The 15925-nt window shown below is 55.0% G+C and carries 22 protein-coding genes; 15 read left to right on the top strand and 7 right to left on the bottom strand.

From position 1 onward, the window contains the following. Positions 1-25: 25 nt before the first annotated feature. Both Q0778_RS10550 and Q0778_RS10555 read right to left on the bottom strand, forming a co-directional pair. Positions 26-1351 carry a terminase family protein gene (locus Q0778_RS10550; RefSeq protein ID WP_298335911.1) on the bottom strand — a complete coding sequence of 442 codons (1326 nt, stop codon included), beginning with the start codon at positions 1349-1351 and terminating at the stop codon, positions 26-28. Then, on the bottom strand, positions 1348-1608 hold the full coding sequence (locus Q0778_RS10555; protein WP_298335913.1) for a hypothetical protein: 261 nt from the start codon (positions 1606-1608) through the stop codon (positions 1348-1350). The genes Q0778_RS10550 and Q0778_RS10555 overlap by 4 nt, the downstream gene beginning before the upstream one ends. A gap of 512 nt (positions 1609-2120) precedes the next feature. On the opposite strand from Q0778_RS10555, the gene Q0778_RS10560 reads away from it, so the two are divergent. Continuing rightward, complete coding sequence (locus Q0778_RS10560; protein ID WP_298336168.1) at positions 2121-2738, top strand: VTT domain-containing protein; 618 nt, start codon at positions 2121-2123, stop codon at positions 2736-2738. Positions 2739-2767: 29 nt separating this feature from the next. Here Q0778_RS10560 and Q0778_RS10565 read toward each other — a convergent pair whose 3' ends face one another. Then, on the bottom strand, positions 2768-4003 hold the full coding sequence (locus tag Q0778_RS10565; RefSeq protein ID WP_298305946.1) for an aminotransferase class I/II-fold pyridoxal phosphate-dependent enzyme: 1236 nt from the start codon (positions 4001-4003) through the stop codon (positions 2768-2770). A 14-nt stretch (positions 4004-4017) separates the two neighbouring features. After that, positions 4018-4260 (bottom strand): acyl carrier protein, encoded by a 243-nt coding sequence (locus Q0778_RS10570; RefSeq protein WP_298305943.1) that lies wholly within the window; start codon positions 4258-4260, stop codon positions 4018-4020. 137 nt (positions 4261-4397) lie between these two features. On the opposite strand from Q0778_RS10570, the gene Q0778_RS10575 reads away from it, so the two are divergent. Next, positions 4398-4994 (top strand): Pycsar system effector family protein, encoded by a 597-nt coding sequence (locus Q0778_RS10575; RefSeq protein WP_298305940.1) that lies wholly within the window; start codon positions 4398-4400, stop codon positions 4992-4994. Here Q0778_RS10575 and Q0778_RS10580 read toward each other — a convergent pair. After that, on the bottom strand, positions 4991-5359 hold the full coding sequence (locus tag Q0778_RS10580) for a response regulator (RefSeq protein WP_298335915.1): 369 nt from the start codon (positions 5357-5359) through the stop codon (positions 4991-4993). The two genes, Q0778_RS10575 and Q0778_RS10580, sit on opposite strands and share 4 nt — an antisense overlap. Positions 5360-5455: 96 nt before the next feature. Between Q0778_RS10580 and Q0778_RS10585 the strand changes: the two genes are divergently transcribed. The 5 genes from Q0778_RS10585 to Q0778_RS10605 are packed head-to-tail and all read left to right on the top strand — an operon-like array spanning position 5456 to position 8659. Further along, positions 5456-5704, top strand: a complete 249-nt coding sequence (locus Q0778_RS10585) for a DUF3572 domain-containing protein (protein WP_298335918.1) — start codon at positions 5456-5458, stop codon at positions 5702-5704. Next, complete coding sequence (locus Q0778_RS10590; protein WP_298305931.1) at positions 5704-6324, top strand: HAD family hydrolase; 621 nt, start codon at positions 5704-5706, stop codon at positions 6322-6324. Before Q0778_RS10585 ends, Q0778_RS10590 begins: the two co-directional genes overlap by 1 nt. A 5-nt stretch (positions 6325-6329) precedes the next feature. Continuing rightward, positions 6330-6785, top strand: a complete 456-nt coding sequence (locus tag Q0778_RS10595) for a RidA family protein (RefSeq protein WP_298305928.1) — start codon at positions 6330-6332, stop codon at positions 6783-6785. Positions 6786-6797: 12 nt separating this feature from the next. After that, the gene (locus Q0778_RS10600; protein WP_298305926.1) at positions 6798-7526 is read left to right on the top strand and encodes a glycerophosphodiester phosphodiesterase family protein; all 729 of its coding nucleotides are present in this window, start codon (positions 6798-6800) and stop codon (positions 7524-7526) included. Continuing rightward, positions 7523-8659, top strand: coding sequence for a GNAT family N-acetyltransferase (locus Q0778_RS10605; protein WP_298335920.1), 1137 nt, complete (start codon positions 7523-7525; stop codon positions 8657-8659). Before Q0778_RS10600 ends, Q0778_RS10605 begins: the two co-directional genes overlap by 4 nt. Before the next feature lie 14 nt (positions 8660-8673). On the opposite strand, the gene Q0778_RS10610 is transcribed toward Q0778_RS10605, so the two are convergent. After that, entirely contained in the window at positions 8674-9000 is a 327-nt protein-coding gene (locus tag Q0778_RS10610; protein ID WP_298305921.1) for a hypothetical protein, read from the bottom strand. Positions 9001-9312: 312 nt separating this feature from the next. On the opposite strand from Q0778_RS10610, the gene dksA reads away from it, so the two are divergent. From dksA to Q0778_RS10630, 4 genes are all read left to right on the top strand, one after another. Further along, entirely contained in the window at positions 9313-9771 is a 459-nt protein-coding gene (gene dksA, locus Q0778_RS10615) for an RNA polymerase-binding protein DksA (protein WP_298305918.1), read from the top strand. Between the two features lie 193 nt (positions 9772-9964). Next, positions 9965-10378 carry a PilZ domain-containing protein gene (locus Q0778_RS10620; protein WP_298335922.1) on the top strand — a complete coding sequence of 138 codons (414 nt, stop codon included), beginning with the start codon at positions 9965-9967 and terminating at the stop codon, positions 10376-10378. A gap of 132 nt (positions 10379-10510) precedes the next feature. Further along, on the top strand, positions 10511-11941 hold the full coding sequence (locus Q0778_RS10625; RefSeq protein ID WP_298335924.1) for a peptide ABC transporter substrate-binding protein: 1431 nt from the start codon (positions 10511-10513) through the stop codon (positions 11939-11941). 18 nt (positions 11942-11959) lie between these two features. Further along, positions 11960-12430, top strand: a complete 471-nt coding sequence (locus Q0778_RS10630) for a DUF4112 domain-containing protein (protein WP_298305909.1) — start codon at positions 11960-11962, stop codon at positions 12428-12430. Between the two features lie 105 nt (positions 12431-12535). On the opposite strand, the gene Q0778_RS10635 is transcribed toward Q0778_RS10630, so the two are convergent. Beyond that, a complete protein-coding gene (locus tag Q0778_RS10635) occupies positions 12536-13144 on the bottom strand; it encodes an HNH endonuclease (RefSeq protein WP_298305905.1) in 609 nt (202 codons plus the stop codon). A gap of 145 nt (positions 13145-13289) precedes the next feature. On the opposite strand from Q0778_RS10635, the gene gluQRS reads away from it, so the two are divergent. From gluQRS to Q0778_RS10655, 4 genes are read left to right on the top strand one after another with little or no spacing between them, the layout of a single operon-like run. Further along, a complete protein-coding gene (gluQRS, locus tag Q0778_RS10640) occupies positions 13290-14120 on the top strand; it encodes a tRNA glutamyl-Q(34) synthetase GluQRS (protein ID WP_298335926.1) in 831 nt (276 codons plus the stop codon). A 25-nt stretch (positions 14121-14145) separates the two neighbouring features. Next, complete coding sequence (locus tag Q0778_RS10645) at positions 14146-14385, top strand: HIG1 domain-containing protein (RefSeq protein WP_298305898.1); 240 nt, start codon at positions 14146-14148, stop codon at positions 14383-14385. Between the two features lie 12 nt (positions 14386-14397). After that, the gene (locus Q0778_RS10650; protein ID WP_298305895.1) at positions 14398-14973 is read left to right on the top strand and encodes a cob(I)yrinic acid a,c-diamide adenosyltransferase; all 576 of its coding nucleotides are present in this window, start codon (positions 14398-14400) and stop codon (positions 14971-14973) included. 60 nt (positions 14974-15033) lie between these two features. Next, positions 15034-15903, top strand: coding sequence for a 3-hydroxyacyl-CoA dehydrogenase NAD-binding domain-containing protein (locus tag Q0778_RS10655; protein WP_298305892.1), 870 nt, complete (start codon positions 15034-15036; stop codon positions 15901-15903). The last annotated feature ends 22 nt before the right edge of the window (positions 15904-15925 follow it).

A 15925-nucleotide genomic window follows, 5' to 3' on the forward strand; every position in this document is an offset into this window, starting at 1 on the left:
CAATTCCTTTGTTTGTTTCTTGGCGCTAGATCGAGCGCACGCTCGGTTTGGCGATTGGGCCAAGCATCAATTCTGTAAGTGCCCAAACGAGGGCATCTGCGCGGTCAGGCGAACGGCCCGGTCCAGCATATTGGCCACCAATCAGCATTCCGCACATTTGGTCTTCGAGCTTCGGGAAGGAGCCGCAATGGCGAACCCTTCCTGCTTCGTACAATGCTGCCACAGGCTCTGCCCTGGCAACTTTACCGCGGCTGGCGCGAACCAGCTTTATGGGCAAAGAGGCGTTGGCTGCGCGAAGCACATTTTCAACCATCGCGCCGCCCTGATTGGACTCCGCAACAACCCTGTCAGCTTTCCAGTGTTCGGCCGCAGTTGCGACTACCTTTGCCCACTCGCCGGGTTTGGCCTTAGCAAGGGAGCAGTCTGCGAGAACATTTGCGAACCCATCCTCCCCTATGGCCGCGACGATAATCCCACACTCATCTCCCGTGGATGAGATTGGGGGATCTACAGCCACCACGACCCTTCGCATTGGCTCACTTGATCTCTCGGCGCGCGCCCTTTCCAAGGTCGTACGGGGCCACAAGGTTCCCTCCAGATCGGTTAGCATCTCACCAGCAATTTCCTGGCGTGCGAGCTGAGTGCCGCTAAAGTCGCTGCTGATAGCGTCTAGGAACCTCTTCGGTAGATTAGCTGCGTTGTCATAAGTCGAACCTCGTGTGACGACGACGCTTCCACTCTTTTCATTGTCTAGCAATCTTTGCACCAGTGGAACTGCGCGCGGTGTGGTGGTGACCGCAATGCGGGGGTCATGGCCAAGTCGCAAACCCATGAGCAGATTGTCCCAAGCCCGGGTAGCACGATCATGCGATAGCGGCCATTTCCCAGTCTCGTCACACCAAGCGTGACTGAATTGCGGGCCTCGCAGAGATTCCGGTTCAGCGGCAGAAAACAGTTGTGCCTGCGCTCCGTTGGGAAAGCGTACCCGTCTTAACGAGGCCTCAAATGCGGGTTTGCATTCAGGTGGACTGCAAGCCAAAATTCCGCTCTCTCCTTCCACCATGACTGACCGAGCTTCGGTCAGAGAGGACGAAATCAGAGCGATGCGCGCCTCGCAATTTTCCTCTGCAATTGTCCGCACCCATTCAGCGCCTGCCCGGGTTTTCCCAAATCCGCGGCCAGCAAGGATCAGCCAGGTGCGCCAGTTTCCGCGTGGCGCAAGCTGAGCTTGGCGGGCTTGGAGTTTCCAATGGTATTGCCATTCATTGCGTTCCTCCTGATCAAGTGAGTTGACGACCCGTTGCCGAACGGAATCCTCTTCAAAAGCGAGCCAATCAAGCGCACCAATCAATTTGAATTGCTTTCACGACCCTTTTCTTGCCGAACCTGTTGTCGGATCGCTTCGACCTTGCGGTCGATTGATGCGCGAACAGCAGCAGCTGTGACATTGCGTTGCTCGGCTTGAGCGCGAGCAGCGTTCTCGCGATGTGCGGTAAGCAGTCTTATCGCGTTGGCGAAATCGTACTTATCGTCATTGTTGCCCGTCATTTCACCTTCGCGAAGTCGGCGGACCACTTCCAACTCAAGGTGCAGATATCCCTCATACAAGGCGGCAAGCCATCTGCGTGAGAATGCAGAATCTTGCCGCCTTCTTTGATAAACGGTCCCAGGTTTCAGGCCGGCACGCTCTGCTGAACGCTTTACGTTCGAGCTCTCGGCCAAAAAACCGAGGAACGCCTCATATTTGTCCTGCTTAGGGCATGTGTTTTCGGCTTGGACATGTCCTGAATCACGGGCAGTTAAGCGGTTGTGAGAAGTAATTGGCCGTCTCCCGAAGAAAGAGTGACCAGACAAGGCGCGCATCCCGAATTTGGCGCTCCCTTGCGAGGCTGATCCCAAATTGTCGCTAAAAGCGAATCGCAATTATCAGATGTTGATCAATTAGTACCATATAGCGTCACGATGTCAAGCAAAATAACCAAATGGGTTACTATTTATCAATTGCATGGGATTGGCGACTGGCATAGGGCGCGAAAATGACGGGCCTCGCGATCGCAGCGAGGGAAGATCCAGAGGAATATCGCTGAGTGTCTTGGCTGCGCGCACTATACAATTGGACCATGGACAAAGCAGCGCATCCTTATGCGGTGTGGTGGCTGGCTTTCTTTAGCTTCATCGAATCAAGCTTTTTTCCGATTCCGCCGCATCCTTTGCTCGGCCTGATGTGTCTGGCTGAGCCCAACAAGGCGATCCGATTTGCAATTATCGCCACGGTCGCATCTGTGTTTGGTGGGTTGTTTGGTTATGCGATCGGCTATGCGCTTTACGAGGCAGTTGGCGTGCCATTGCTCACCGCAATTGGCCTGATCGATAGCGTTCCAGCTGCGCAATGCACGTTCAACGAATATGGCGTGTATGCGGTGACGATAGCGGCTGCCACCCCGGTTCCTTTCAAGCTGCTCACCATCACTGCGGGTGCGCTTCAGATGGATCTCGTCCCGTTTATCCTCGCGTCTCTTGCCGGTCGTGCGTTGATTTTTGTCACCGTTGGAACCTTGTTTCAGCTTTTCGGTGCGCCAATCAAGCGTATCATCGATCAGTATCTTGGTACGGTTACCACTGTCTTCGTGCTACTCGTCCTGGGCGGTTTCTTCGCAATCACGCAGCTTGGTGGTGACGGCAATGAAGCCGGCGAGGCAAACAGCTGTGAAACCGCTCCGGAAATGCCCGTCACTTGACATAACATGGTACGGCGCACGCTGGGCTATCAGGGTATGATGCCGATAGCCTTCCCGGATCGCTCGAACATCGCCAGGATTGTTTGCACTTCTTCCGCCGTATGCTCGGCACAAAGCGAGCAGCGAAGCAGGGTCATGCCCGCAGGCGTTGCCGGCGGCCGCGCAAGATTGACATAGAGGCCTTCCTTCAAAAGCGCTTCCCACATCATCGCGCCATTTTCCAAGTCGGGCATGATTACAGCGATAATTGCGCTTTCAGGCTCTTCGGTCCCTAGCTTGAAGCCCAGCTCCTTCAGACCTTTGTGAAGTGTTTTCGAATTCTCCCACAAATGCGCGCGCTTGTTTGCTCCGTGGATCAGTTTGCGGATTGAGGTCGCCGCAGTCGCAACGACGCTTGGGGGCAGACTCGCAGTGAAGACATACGGGCGGCACACCAGACGCATGATGTCGAACTTCGGGTGATTGGAAACGCAGAAGCCCCCAACGGTCCCAACACTTTTGGAAAAAGTACCGACGATGAAATCGACGTCATCGATAACGCCCTGTTCTTCACATACGCCGCGTCCGTTCTCGCCTATGAACCCCATCGAGTGTGCTTCGTCGACGAGAACCATGGCACCATACTTCTTGGCGATGGCGATCATTTCTTTCAGGGGTGCGACATCGCCAAGCATCGAGTAGACACCCTCAAGCACAACGAGCTTCCCCGCTTCTTCCGGCAAACGGCGCAGGCGCTTTTCCAATGCTTCGATATCATTGTGGCGGAACGGAACTATCTCCGCCTTGCCCATCGCGCAGCCATCATAGATTGAGGCATGGCTGTCGATGTCGAGTATGACATAGTCGCCTTTGCCAGCAATGGTGGAGATGATCCCTAGATTGGCCTGATAGCCAGTCGAAAAGACCATAGCATGGTCCATCGCATAGAATTCTTTGAGCGCATCTTCGCATTCTTTATGGCCCTGATAGGTTCCATTGAGCACTCGGCTTCCTGTGGTGCCTGAACCGTAATCATTGAGGGCATCCTTTCCTGCATCAAGCACGTCCGGATCGAAAGTCATGCCCATATAATTGTATGTTCCGAGCAAGATAGTATCGCGGCCATTGCAGATGGCCCGTGTTGGAGAAAGCACCTTCTCCATCACAAGATTGTATGGATCCTCAACGCCGGTTGCCAGGAGGGTCTCCCGCAGTTGGATCGTACCATCAAACTTGGAAAACAGATCGCCTTTCGGCGCCGCGGTTTTGGTTGCAGTATCGGTCATAGGAAGGGCTCTTATCAGCTATCTTGTAGCTTGTGCACGGCACTCACCAGCTGACCGTAATTCTCGATCTCGGCCTGCTGGTTCATGCTTATGATGATGTCAAACTCGTCTTCAATCTCAGCTACGAAATCCATCACAGTAAGGCTGTCAAATTCGAGATCATTTGCAAAAGTTGTCGCGGTTTCGATTGACACACCCTTCTTGTTGAAGGGTTCAATGAGGGCGCGGATGCGTTCATCGACTTCGGCTTCGGTCATGACAAAGAGTACTTTCTACCTGACGCGTCACCAGCGACGCGATACGTTTCGTCTGCAAAAGCTGAGCCGAGGCAAACTTGTCAAGCTCTCGCCTTAGTGGCAGATCGATTTGGCAGTGTTATGGGGGGGGAAAGATCGTGGCACAAGCAAAGGCTGATACTGTTGCGCCAATGAGTGGTCAGAAAACGGCTGGTGATGAGAGTGCCAGCGAGGCGGATGTGGTCACGAAAGAACGCAAATTCTCCAACCATTCGATCCATCTGGTGCGTACTGCGCAAACCCAGACATTGTCGCTTTCCTCTATGGCCGACAACAAGGCATCAATCTTGATTGGTGCGACCTTTGTGGTGTTCTCGATGTCGATCACCAATCTGTTTGGAGGCGGTGCGACTTGGGCCGTGCTTACACTTGCCGCAACCGCTTTTGTGTCTTCACTTTTCGCTGTCCTCTCAGTCATTCCGTCGGTACCTAAGGCACCTGAAGACAAGAAGTACTTCAACTACTTGTTTTTCGGCCATTATGTGGCGTTGGAGACCGATGAATGGATCGACGATATGCTCGACAAGCTCGAGACCGACGAAACGCTTTTCCGCACGATGCTCACCGATGTTCATCAAGGCGGTCAGGTCCTAGCAGGTAAGAAATACAAGTATCTAAATTACGCCTATCGCACATTTGTTTGGGGCGTATTCGTGACCTGGATCGTCTTCGCGTACGAAAATCTGGTTTTCTAACCGGGCAAAAGCGCTTTGACAGCATTCATGAACGGTATGATTGAAACGGGTTTTGAAAGGTAACCAGAAGCGCCCGCTTCGCGGATTCTCTCTTCATCGCCCTTGGCCGCAAAAGCAGTGACGGCAAGTACGGGAATCTCCTTGAGAGCAGTTTCGTCCTTGGCGGCCGCAATCAAATCGACGCCTGAGATTCCAGGCAATTGGATGTCCATAATGATCAAGTCTGGGCAGGTTTGGCGAGCCGTTGCCAAAACGTCATTGCCGTCGGCAATAGGGTCGACCTCATAGCCTTGGGCCTTCAAGACATCGCAGAACAATTTCCGGTTGAGGTCGTTATCTTCAACAACCATAATTCGCTTTGTCATAGATGCGCCCGTATCATTAACCTTCATAACACCTAATCGCGGAAAGAGACCATCACAATCCCCGATCCAACGGCTGACCCGGATACACCTGAAGTCATGAGGCGCGCCAAGACGCTGGCCCTTGCTGCACTCGGATGGATCTTGCAGGACACCGAAAGGGCTGACCGTTACCTTGAATTAACAGGTCTTGATCCCGATTCATTGCGTACCGGTCTTGATAACCCAGCGGTTCTTGGCTCAGTGCTTGATTTTCTTGCCAACCATGAACCCGATCTCATACGCGCAAGCGAAGCTTTGGCTGTAACCCCTGAAGAATTGATTGCGACACGAAGGATTTTTATCTGATGAGCCGCCCCCTGGTGATTAGCGACTGTGACGAAGTGATTTTGCACATGGTCGCGCCTTTCAAAGTCTGGCTCGAAGAAAGCCAAGGTGTCGATTTCAACCTGTCTGGGGGCGACTTCGGTAAGGCGTTGCGGTGGCGCGAGAGTGGCGATTTTTTGGCGCCGGAAGACATTTGGAAGAAACTTGGAGGGTTTTTCGATACCCAAATGGATAACCAACTGCCGATTGCGGGGGCGATCGATGCGCTCAATGCGGTCACTGAACATGCTGATCTGGTGGTGCTGACCAATTTGGTCGATTTCAGAAGGGACAAGCGCGCCGAGCAGCTGGCCGTGCATGGTCTCCACGCCAAGGTCTATACCAATCAGGGACCGAAAGGTCCGGCGCTTGCCAGAATCATCGAAGAATTTCAGCCTAGCAAGGCGCTTTTTATCGATGATCTTGCCCAGCATCATGCCTCCGTCAAAGACACCGCACCAGATGTTATGCGGCTCCATTTTTGCGGCGAGCCCATGATTGCCCACGCCATTCCGTGTGCGCATGAGGCAGGTCATGCCCACGCCCGCATCGACGAATGGGCTAAAGCCCTGCCGTGGCTGACCGAACAATTGAAGGGATAAGACGCATGAGTATTGAAAATCGGTTGAACGAGCTTGGGATCACTCTGCCAGAAGCGGCGGCGCCAGTAGCAAGCTATGTGCCGGTCGTTGTCACCGGCGGTTTTGCGCATGTTTCGGGGCAATTGCCATTTGTTGACGGCGTTCTTGTCAAGGGCCGACTTGGTGACGATGTCGAACTTGTCGAGGGAATGGATGCCGCGCGGGCTTGCGGCCTAATGATCTTGGCCCAGCTCAAGAATGCAGGCGTATTGGACAACGTTGAGCGTGTCGTAAAGCTCGGCGCTTTCGTCAATTCAACCCCGGAATTCACCGCTCAGCCCAAAGTGGCCAATGGCGCATCGGATCTCATGCTTGAGGTTTTTGGCGACGCGGGCCGTCACGCTCGCGCCGCGGTCAGCGCGCCTTCTTTGCCACTTGGTGCGGCCGTTGAAGTTGATGCAATTGTGGCTCTAGCAAGCTGATCTGACCATTCGATGACCAATCGGCAATGTCCTGACTGGCTGACCCAATGGGAGTATGCCCATCGGGGGTTGCATTCCCTTGGCATACCCGAAAATTCGATTGAGGCAGCGCGGGCGGCAATCGATGCGGGAATGGGCATTGAATGCGATATCCAGCGCAGCCGAGATGGTCTCCCGATGGTTTTCCACGACTGGGAACTTGATCGCCTCACGGGGTCTTCGGGCCTCACGGAGGATCGCACGCAGACCGAATTGGAGGCGCAAAAGCTCTTTGAAAGCGAGAGCACTTTGCCCAGTTTGACGGCTTTCTTGCAAGAGATTGCGGGCGCGGTTCCGCTATTGATCGAGCTTAAGTCGAAGCCGGGCTATGACATTGAAGTGACGTGCGAAATTGTTGCGAGGGAACTCGATAGCTACTCTGGCGATTGTGCAGTTATGAGCTTCGATCCCCGCGTGGCACAGTGGTTTCGGCATAATGCTGCGCAGTTGCCTTGTGGCCTGGTCATGCGCGAAGACGAACATGGCGACACACAGACCGTTCAAGAACAAGAAGCTGCTTTGGCGCACGCTGATCCCGACTTCCTCGCCTACCACATTGCTGCGCTGCCTAGTCCATGGGTGGCCGAACTGCGTGCCAAGGGACTCCCGGTTCTGACGTGGACGGTTAACTCGCCAGAAGCGCGCAGCAGAGGGTTGGAGCATGCCGATGCTCTTATCGCTGAGAGAGAAGGGCTGGCGTGAGCGAAAGCGAACTGACGGTCCGAATTGCCCCTAGTGTTGGACATTTCGACGCGGCGCAATGGAATGCGCTGGGTGGAGATCGCAATCCATTTATATCTCACGAATTTCTAACCTCACTCGAAGATTCTGGAAGCGTGGGCTCAGGTACCGGCTGGGATCCGGTGCCAATCGTGATCACCGACGCTGATGGCCAATTGCTGGCAGCCCTACCAAGCTATGCCAAGGGGCACAGCCAAGGCGAATATGTGTTCGATCACGCTTGGGCTGATGCGCTTCAAAGGGCGGGGCGCAATTACTACCCCAAGCTTCAGATCGCTGCGCCTTTTACGCCTGCTAATGGGCCGCGCCTCCTCTTATCGGATCCGATGCATGCACCGCACCTGCTTAAAGGTGCCGAGGTGGTATGCGCGCAAAATGGGCTTTCATCCGCCCATGCTACCTTTGTCGAGCCCGAGCAGCTTGAACTCTTTGAGGCCGAAGACTGGCTCATCCGCAGCGATATTCAGTTTCATTGGCTCAACCGCGACTACGATGGGTTTGAGGGCTTTCTCTCCAGTCTTGCTTCGCGCAAGCGCAAGAACCTACGCAAAGAAAGAGACGCGGCGAAGCAGGGGCTTAGAATAGAGCGATTCTCAGGGGATGATATCAGGCCTGAGCACTGGGATGCCTTTTGGGTGTTCTATCAAGACACCGGTGCGCGCAAATGGGGAACACCCTATTTGACGAGAGCGGCTTTCACCTTGCTTGGAGAGCGCATGGGCGACCAAATGGTGCTTATTCTTGCTTCAGATGACGGAGGGCCCGTCGCAGGCGCGCTGAATTTCGTCGGCAAGGATGCGATCTATGGTCGCTACTGGGGGTGCACACGCGATGTGCGCTTCTTGCATTTCGAGCTTTGCTATTATCAAGCGATCGACATCGCGATTGAGCTCGGCTTGGCGCGCGTTGAGGCAGGGGCGCAGGGTGGGCACAAATTGGCGAGGGGCTATGAACCGGTGCAGACGTATTCGGCACACTATCTGGTAGACTCAGGCTTTCGCGAAGCCGTTGCCGATTTTTTGGAGCGCGAGCGCCAAGGTGTGGCAGCTGACCAGATGTTCCTAGGCCAAAGAACACCCTTCAAGAAAGGGTGAATCTCCGAGAGGAACTATGCTGCGTGCCGTTCTTCGGCAAGCCAGCGACGAGCCCGGCGTTGAGCTTCGGCAATCTCACGAGCTGTCATCTCATCCGAAACATCCGAACGGCAAAAAGCTGCGTCTTCATGGCCCCTGGAAGCGGCAAGGTTGAACCATTTATGCGCTTCAACAAGATCGCATTCAACACCATTGGAGCCGGTTGAATAGGCGACTCCAAGATCGAAGAGGGCAGCAACATCGCCCCTGACTGCTTCAGCAAGATATCCGGCAATAGCCAGATCGATTTCTCCGCTTGCTACTGCCGCAGCTTCAATTTCACGAACTGATTTCCATTCCATTTCATACACCCCGTCTTCTCTGTTAGTCCGAACCCCCGTTGCGGACCGGTCAACGACAGACCTCAATGATCATGGTCAACAATTCGTTAACAAGGCTCAGATTTCTTGCGTTCTAGTGTGCGCTTCTCAGCCCAAGACCCATGCAATCTTGCCGGTCTTGATGATTGAAGTGGGACTGCGCAGTAATCTGGCTTGCGGCCCATTGACCGCAAGCCTATAGGGCGCGCAGCAAGGGATTGCCGGGTATGTGATGCGAGTGGGGTCGCAACATGTCTGGCCGTCCGCAACACGGGTTTGGGATAAGAGGACCACATGTCAGCGGCGGCGTCAGAAGAAATTGCAATTATTGAAAAAAACAAAAGCATGCTCGGGGAAGACTACATCCCTTGCGATGACGAAAAGTATATGAATGAAAAGCAGCAAGCATATTTTCAAATGCTGCTGCTCGAATGGAAGCGTTCGATTCACAGTGAAGCAGGGCAAACGCTGGAATCTCTGGCTAACGGCCCGATCCGTGAGCCCGACCTCAATGATCGGGCGTCAAGCGAAACCGACTGGGGCATCGAGCTGCGCACGCGTGATCGTCAACGCAAGCTGGTCTCAAAGATTGATTCGGCCCTTAGACGCATTGAACAGGGCGAATATGGCTACTGTGAGGTCACGGGTGATCCAATTGGCTTAAGGCGATTGATCGCGCGTCCCGTGGCGACCATGACCGTTGAAGCTCAAGAGGCTCATGAGCGGCGCGAGAAAATCTCACGCGACGATTAAAGGGATCGGACATCAGCGGGAGCATTCCATTGATGACACAGGCTTGTACCAGTTTGGGACGATCCATCGTTTTGCCGCCAAACCGGTACCAAATTTTACGAGCCTTTAACTGGGCACTTGTACCTAACTCTCCAGAAATCCGGTGCGCGAGCGACGCTAGCCGGGCTCTGGAGAAATTGAGCCACGTCAAAAAGTGGCCCGGGTTGAAGTCGGAGACGCAACGACAATGACAGGTGTCGAGACGAGAAGTGTAACGCGCGATAGCCTCTTTCTGCTGGCCAACGTGCGCGTTGAAAAACAGAGCGACCAGCATCGTGTGCGCGTGCGTAATCTGTCGGATGGCGGCATGATGGGCGAGGGCACGATCAAGATCAATCGTGGCAACCGTGTCGAAGTCGAACTGCGCACTGTTGGCAAAGTCATGGGTTCGGTCGCATGGGTCCAAGATCAACGGTTTGGTATTGCCTTCGACGAAGAGATCGATTCACAGTCTGCGCGCGCACCATCAAGCAGTGACGGAGATGAGGCCGAACGTAGCGGATCACTGTCCTATGCGCACCGCGCACCGTCCACCCCTCCTTCCCCAGATAATCTGCGCAAAATCTGATCTCCTTCGCGTTCCCGAATGCTGACCCGTTTTAGATCCTGAGTGCGCGACTAGGCACTGTTATTGAGCGTATTCGGTGCTAGGCTCGAAAGTGTGTTTCGCGCCTGCTTCGCCTCTATTTTTGCGTTTCTGTTGTTCGCTTGCGGTCCTGCAACTGACAATGGGCCTGTCGATATTGCGGTCATTGGCGGGGAAGATTCACTTTTCGCATCTGGCGTAAGACTCTCACCCGGAGCACAACATCTCCGTGCGGCGTCGCACGAAGGACTGGTCGCATTGGACCAATCGGGGCAAGTGGTCCCAGCGATCGCCGAACGTTGGATCGTGACCGATGACGCGATGAGTTATATTTTTCGGCTGCGCAATTCCAGCTGGCCTGATGAAGAACCGATCACGGCCGCGCAGATCCGCCTTTTGCTGCAAGAGAAAATCCGCCAGCTAGAAGGCACCTCGCTTGGTCTCGACCTTGCCAAAGTGGTCGAGGTGCGGGCAATGACGGGCCGAGTGATCGAGCTTCGGCTTTCCGGGCCAATGCCTGAATTCCTGCGATTGCTTGCCCAGCCTGAAATGGGTCTTGCTTTGCGCGGAGATGGAATAGGTCCCATGGCAGTGGAGCTTGAAGAGGATCGCTCTATCGCGCTGCTGAGTATGCTGCCGCCTGAAAATCGAGGCTTGCCAGCGCGAGAGGGTTGGCAAGAGCTAATCCGCGATGTGGCTCTGCAAAATCTGTCAGCGCGTCAGGCGATTGACGCATTTGCGCGCGGCGAATTGGATCTCCTCCTAAACGGTTCAATTGACGATTTTCCAATGATTGAGCTTGGTCCCTTGTCACGCGGCGCGGTTCAGGTTGACCCAGCATTAGGGTTGTTCGGCCTAATCGTGCGTAGCGAGGCGGGGTTGCTTGCCGCTCCTGAGCGGCGCGAGGGGTTGTCTATGGCAATCGACCGAGAGGCCTTGATTCAACCCTTTGGGCTTGGTGGTTGGGTCTCTGCCACGTGGATTGTTCCAGCAGACCTGTTTGGCCCGCCTGCATATCCGGACAATCGTTGGTCGAGTCTCACATTCGAAGATCGGCAGCGTATCGCCAGTCAGCGGATTGCGGCTTGGACAGCCCAAAGCGGAGATGAGCCCGTCGTGCGCGTTGGGCTGCCGAAAGGGCCCGGGGGAGATCTTCTTTTCACTTCTCTCGCACGCGATTGGCAGGCGATTGGTGTTCGTGCCGAGCGGGTCGGTCTTGGCGAGGGCGGAGATCTTGAACTGCGAGATCGATTGGCGCGCTACTCCTCCCCGCGATGGTTCTTGAATCAGCTGAATTGCACGATCGAAATCGGGCTATGCTCTGAGGAAGCCGATGCTTTGGTCCGCGAGTCCCTTGCGCTTCGTGATCCAGCGGCCAAGCAGGCTCTGCTATTTGAAGCTCACCAGGTTTTGACAGAGGCCGAGGTGTTTATCCCGTTTGGAGTGCCGGTTCGCTGGTCTTTGGTACGCGGGTCGTTGGATGGGTATCAGGCCAACCCGTGGGGCCTTCACCCCTTGCCCGCGCTCGCTGAACCCACCACCTAGGGCGTGTAGGAGCGCAAAATGACATCTTCAGGCAATCAGCCACCCATTCTAACACGTCGCACAACTCATGATCGGGCGGGTGCGGATCAGCCCGAAGGATTGAGCTTTGCTCTTCCTACCGGAAGTGATCCCCATTCTGTTCGTGCAAGGGTGGAAGCGGTTGAATTGTTGCTTGAACGCAGTTTCCGTGTGCCTGGCTTGAATATGCCGATCGGGCTTGATGCAATCATTGGCCTTATCCCGGTCATTGGCGATATCGTGACCACCGCTCTTGGTGCTTACATTGTTTGGGAAGCGCGCAACCTCGGCTTATCGAAGTTTCAACTGACCCGCATGGGTGCAAATGTCGCATTTGACACACTTCTGGGCCTTGTTCCGGTCGTTGGCGATGCGGCGGATTTCCTTTACCGTTCCAACACCAAGAACCTGCGGATCATCAAGAAACACCTCGACAAGCACCACCCCGAGACAAAGGTGATTGAGGGCTGAAGCACACTCTCCAGCCTGTATTCTTGTGCCCGCTTCCATGAGCTGTATGCGCCGCATATTGTATTGCAGAGGGAAAATGAAAACGCCCTCCGTCGAGGGCCGCCCCTAGGCCTGCAGCTCAATGTCCCAATACAGCCAGTCGCGCCATGTTTCATGCAGGTAATTGGGCGGGAACATCTTGCCCTGCTGCTGCAATTGCCAGCTGGTGGGGCGGATAGGCTTCATCTGCACGGGCATGGCCGCTTGTTTGGGTGTACGTCCGCCCTTCTTCATATTGCACGAGCCACAAGCTGTTATGATGTTCTCCCACGTTGTCTTACCACCAAGGCGGCGCGGGATAACGTGGTCGAATGTCAGTGTCTCTTTGGAGCCGCAATATTGGCATTCAAACTTGTCGCGCAGGAACACGTTGAAGCGGGTAAAAGCAGGAAACTCGCTCTGCTTCACATATTGGCGAAGCGCGATAACGCTCGGGATTTTCATGTCGAGACTGGGTGAGTGCACTTCGCGGTCATAACTTGCGACGATGTCAACCCGGTCTAGGAACACCGCCTTGATCGCGGTCTGCCAGGGCCACAGGCTCAACGGATAGTAGGACAGAGGCGTGTAATCGGCATTGAGCACAAGCGCAGGACAAGCAGACAAGTGGCTTGATGCGTCGTCCTCTACACTGCGGTAGCGCGCGGCCTGTTCTATCAGTTCGGCTTTGAACATGGGTTCGCAATTCCTTTGCTGATTGACACGGAACATGACGTGACTGGTCAAAGAGTCAAAGGCATAACCCTGTGGGTATCCACAGGTGCAGCCTGTGGGTAGCTTGTGAATAGCGCGAGGATAACTCCTGTGGCATGGCTCTTACATGAGCGATTTGCCGCCTATCACTCGTTTCGCGCCCAGCCCCAACGGACCGTTGCACCTGGGCCATGCCTACTCAGCAATTGTGGCGCATGATTTGGCGCGCGAAGCAGGTGGGCGCTTCCTATTGCGGATTGAGGACATCGATGGTCCGCGATCAAAACCGGAGTTTGCCGATGAGTTTCGACGCGATCTGGAGTGGCTTGGGCTTGAATGGGATGAGGTCCCTGCACAGTCCACTCGGCTGGATCATTATGCAGCTGCGGCCGAAGAGCTGTTGGAGCGAGGTCTCGCCTACCTATGCTGCCTAACGCGAAAGGAGCTTTCCGGACTTCCACCGCGAAGGGGTGCAGATGGATTGAAATACCCAGCGTCGAGCCGGGGGCAATTTGCGGGCGAAGGGATGGAGGGAGCAGCGCTTCGGCTGGATATCGACCGTGCAATGGAGGAAGTGGGCGAGTTGCTCTGGATCGACGACATAGCGGGTGAGATTAAGGCCGACCCCCGCCCGTTTGGCGATGTGGTTCTGGTGCGCAAGGATTTGCCCGCAAGCTATCATCTCGCCGTAACTCTCGACGACGCACGGGACGGGGTCACCCTTGTGACTCGCGGCCTCGATTTGTTCGCCGCGAGCCACATCCACCGTGTTTTGCAAGCACTACTGGATCTGCCCGTTCCTCGTTGGCATCACCATCGACTTTTGCTCGACGAGAACGGGGAAAAGCTTGCAAAACGAAAGGGTTCCCCTTCGCTCTCAGACCGAAGAAGAATGGGCGAGGAAGGAGCAGTGCTTGCCGAGCAACTGCGCTTGCAAAATTTCACGCTTGGAACTTGAAGCCAATGCGACCATTTAGTCCTACATGAACTATGTCCTCATCCCCCTACTCATCATCCTGTGTATCCTTGTGGTTGTCTCGCTCGTGCGCGGGATTATTGCCTTTCTGAAGACGACCAAGGTCGATCTTGAAACCGGTGAGGCGGAGACAGTTACCGAAATGCAAATGATGCAGAACAAGGCGATGTTTTCCCGGATCAAGTACCAGGCGATGGCGATTGGCGTGGTTGCAGTGATTGCCTTGTTGGCAAGCGGCGGCAGCTAAAGGCCCCGGGCGTTGGTCAAGCTCACCAAGATTTACACGCGCACGGGCGATGACGGGACAACGGGTCTTGTCGATGGGTCGCGGGCTGAGAAGCATTCAGCGCGTATTGCAGCCATTGGCTTGGTCGATGAGGCCAATTCGGCGATCGGTTTAGCGATTTGCGCGATTGACGATGACCGCCACCGCGTGGCGCTGACTCGCATTCAGAATGATCTGTTCGATCTGGGAGCCGACATCGCCACGCCTGCCGAGGATGAGGATTTTACCCCCAAGGAAATGGCTCTGCGAATAGTCGCCAGCCAGGCAAAATGGCTTGAGGCAAAGATTGACGTGCTCAACGATGACCTGGAGCCCCTGAACAGTTTTGTCTTGCCTGGTGGCAGCGAAGCTGCGGCGCGCGTCCATGTTGCGCGTGCTTCGGCGCGCGCTGCTGAGCGTGCGATGACAGAGGTCGCGAGTGAGACCGCGATCAATCCAGCGGCGCTTGCCTATATCAATCGTCTTTCTGATTTCCTTTTCGTATTGGCGCGCGTGCTCAACGATAACGGAAAAGCAGACGTAAAGTGGGTTCCTGGCGCGAACCGCTAGTCATTCGTCGACAACCCCGCTAGGAGCGCTTTCGCTGCACTTGCGAAGGGAAATTGTGCCATGCAGAAAATCGCTGTTATCGGAGCCGGGCAAATGGGCACCGGCATTGCTCAAACCGTCGCCGCGCATGGCATGCGAGTGATGTTGTCCGACGTTGATCTGGCCACCGCTGAGGCAGGCAAGGGCAAGATCGACAAGGCGGTATCCAAGCTGGTGGGTCGCGGAAAGATAGACGTTGGTGCAGCCGAAGCTTTGCTTGACCGGATCACGCCTATTGGGGACTATTCACCAATGGAAGAGGCCGATCTCATCATTGAGGCGGCAACCGAGCGCGAAGAGATCAAGAATGCGATTTTTGAGGCCGCTGGCAAAGTCTTGGCCGATGATGCGATCTTTGCCTCGAACACCAGCTCGATCCCGATCACCCGGATGGCGAACCACTCGCCCGATCCAGCGCGCTTTATCGGCCTGCACTTCTTCAATCCGGTGCCTGTCATGGGACTGATCGAAGTGATCCCGGGCCTTGCAACAGCGAAGAGCACGACAGACAGTGTCACTGAGTTCGCGAAGGGTCTCGGCAAAGAGGTGGTTCTTAGTCAGGATGAGCCCGGTTTTGTCGTCAATCGCATCCTCCTGCCGATGATCAACGAAGCGGTGTTTGTGCTGGGCCAATCGACCGCAGGGATTGAAGATATCGACAAAGGATGTCGCCTTGGTCTCAATCATCCCATGGGCCCGCTTCAATTGGCGGACTTTGTTGGGCTGGATACCTGCCTAGATATTATCAACGTGCTCTACAGGACCACGCGTGACAGCAAATATCGCCCTGCGCCCTTGCTGGTGAAATATGTTGAGGCTGGATGGCTGGGCCGCAAAACTGGCCGTGGTTTTTACGACTACACTGGCGAGGCGCCGGTCCCTACACGCTAACTTGCGGAGTCAGGGTGAAAGC

Origin of the sequence: uncultured Erythrobacter sp. (assembly GCF_947502395.1) — a bacterium.
Lineage (GTDB): Bacteria > Pseudomonadota > Alphaproteobacteria > Sphingomonadales > Sphingomonadaceae > Erythrobacter.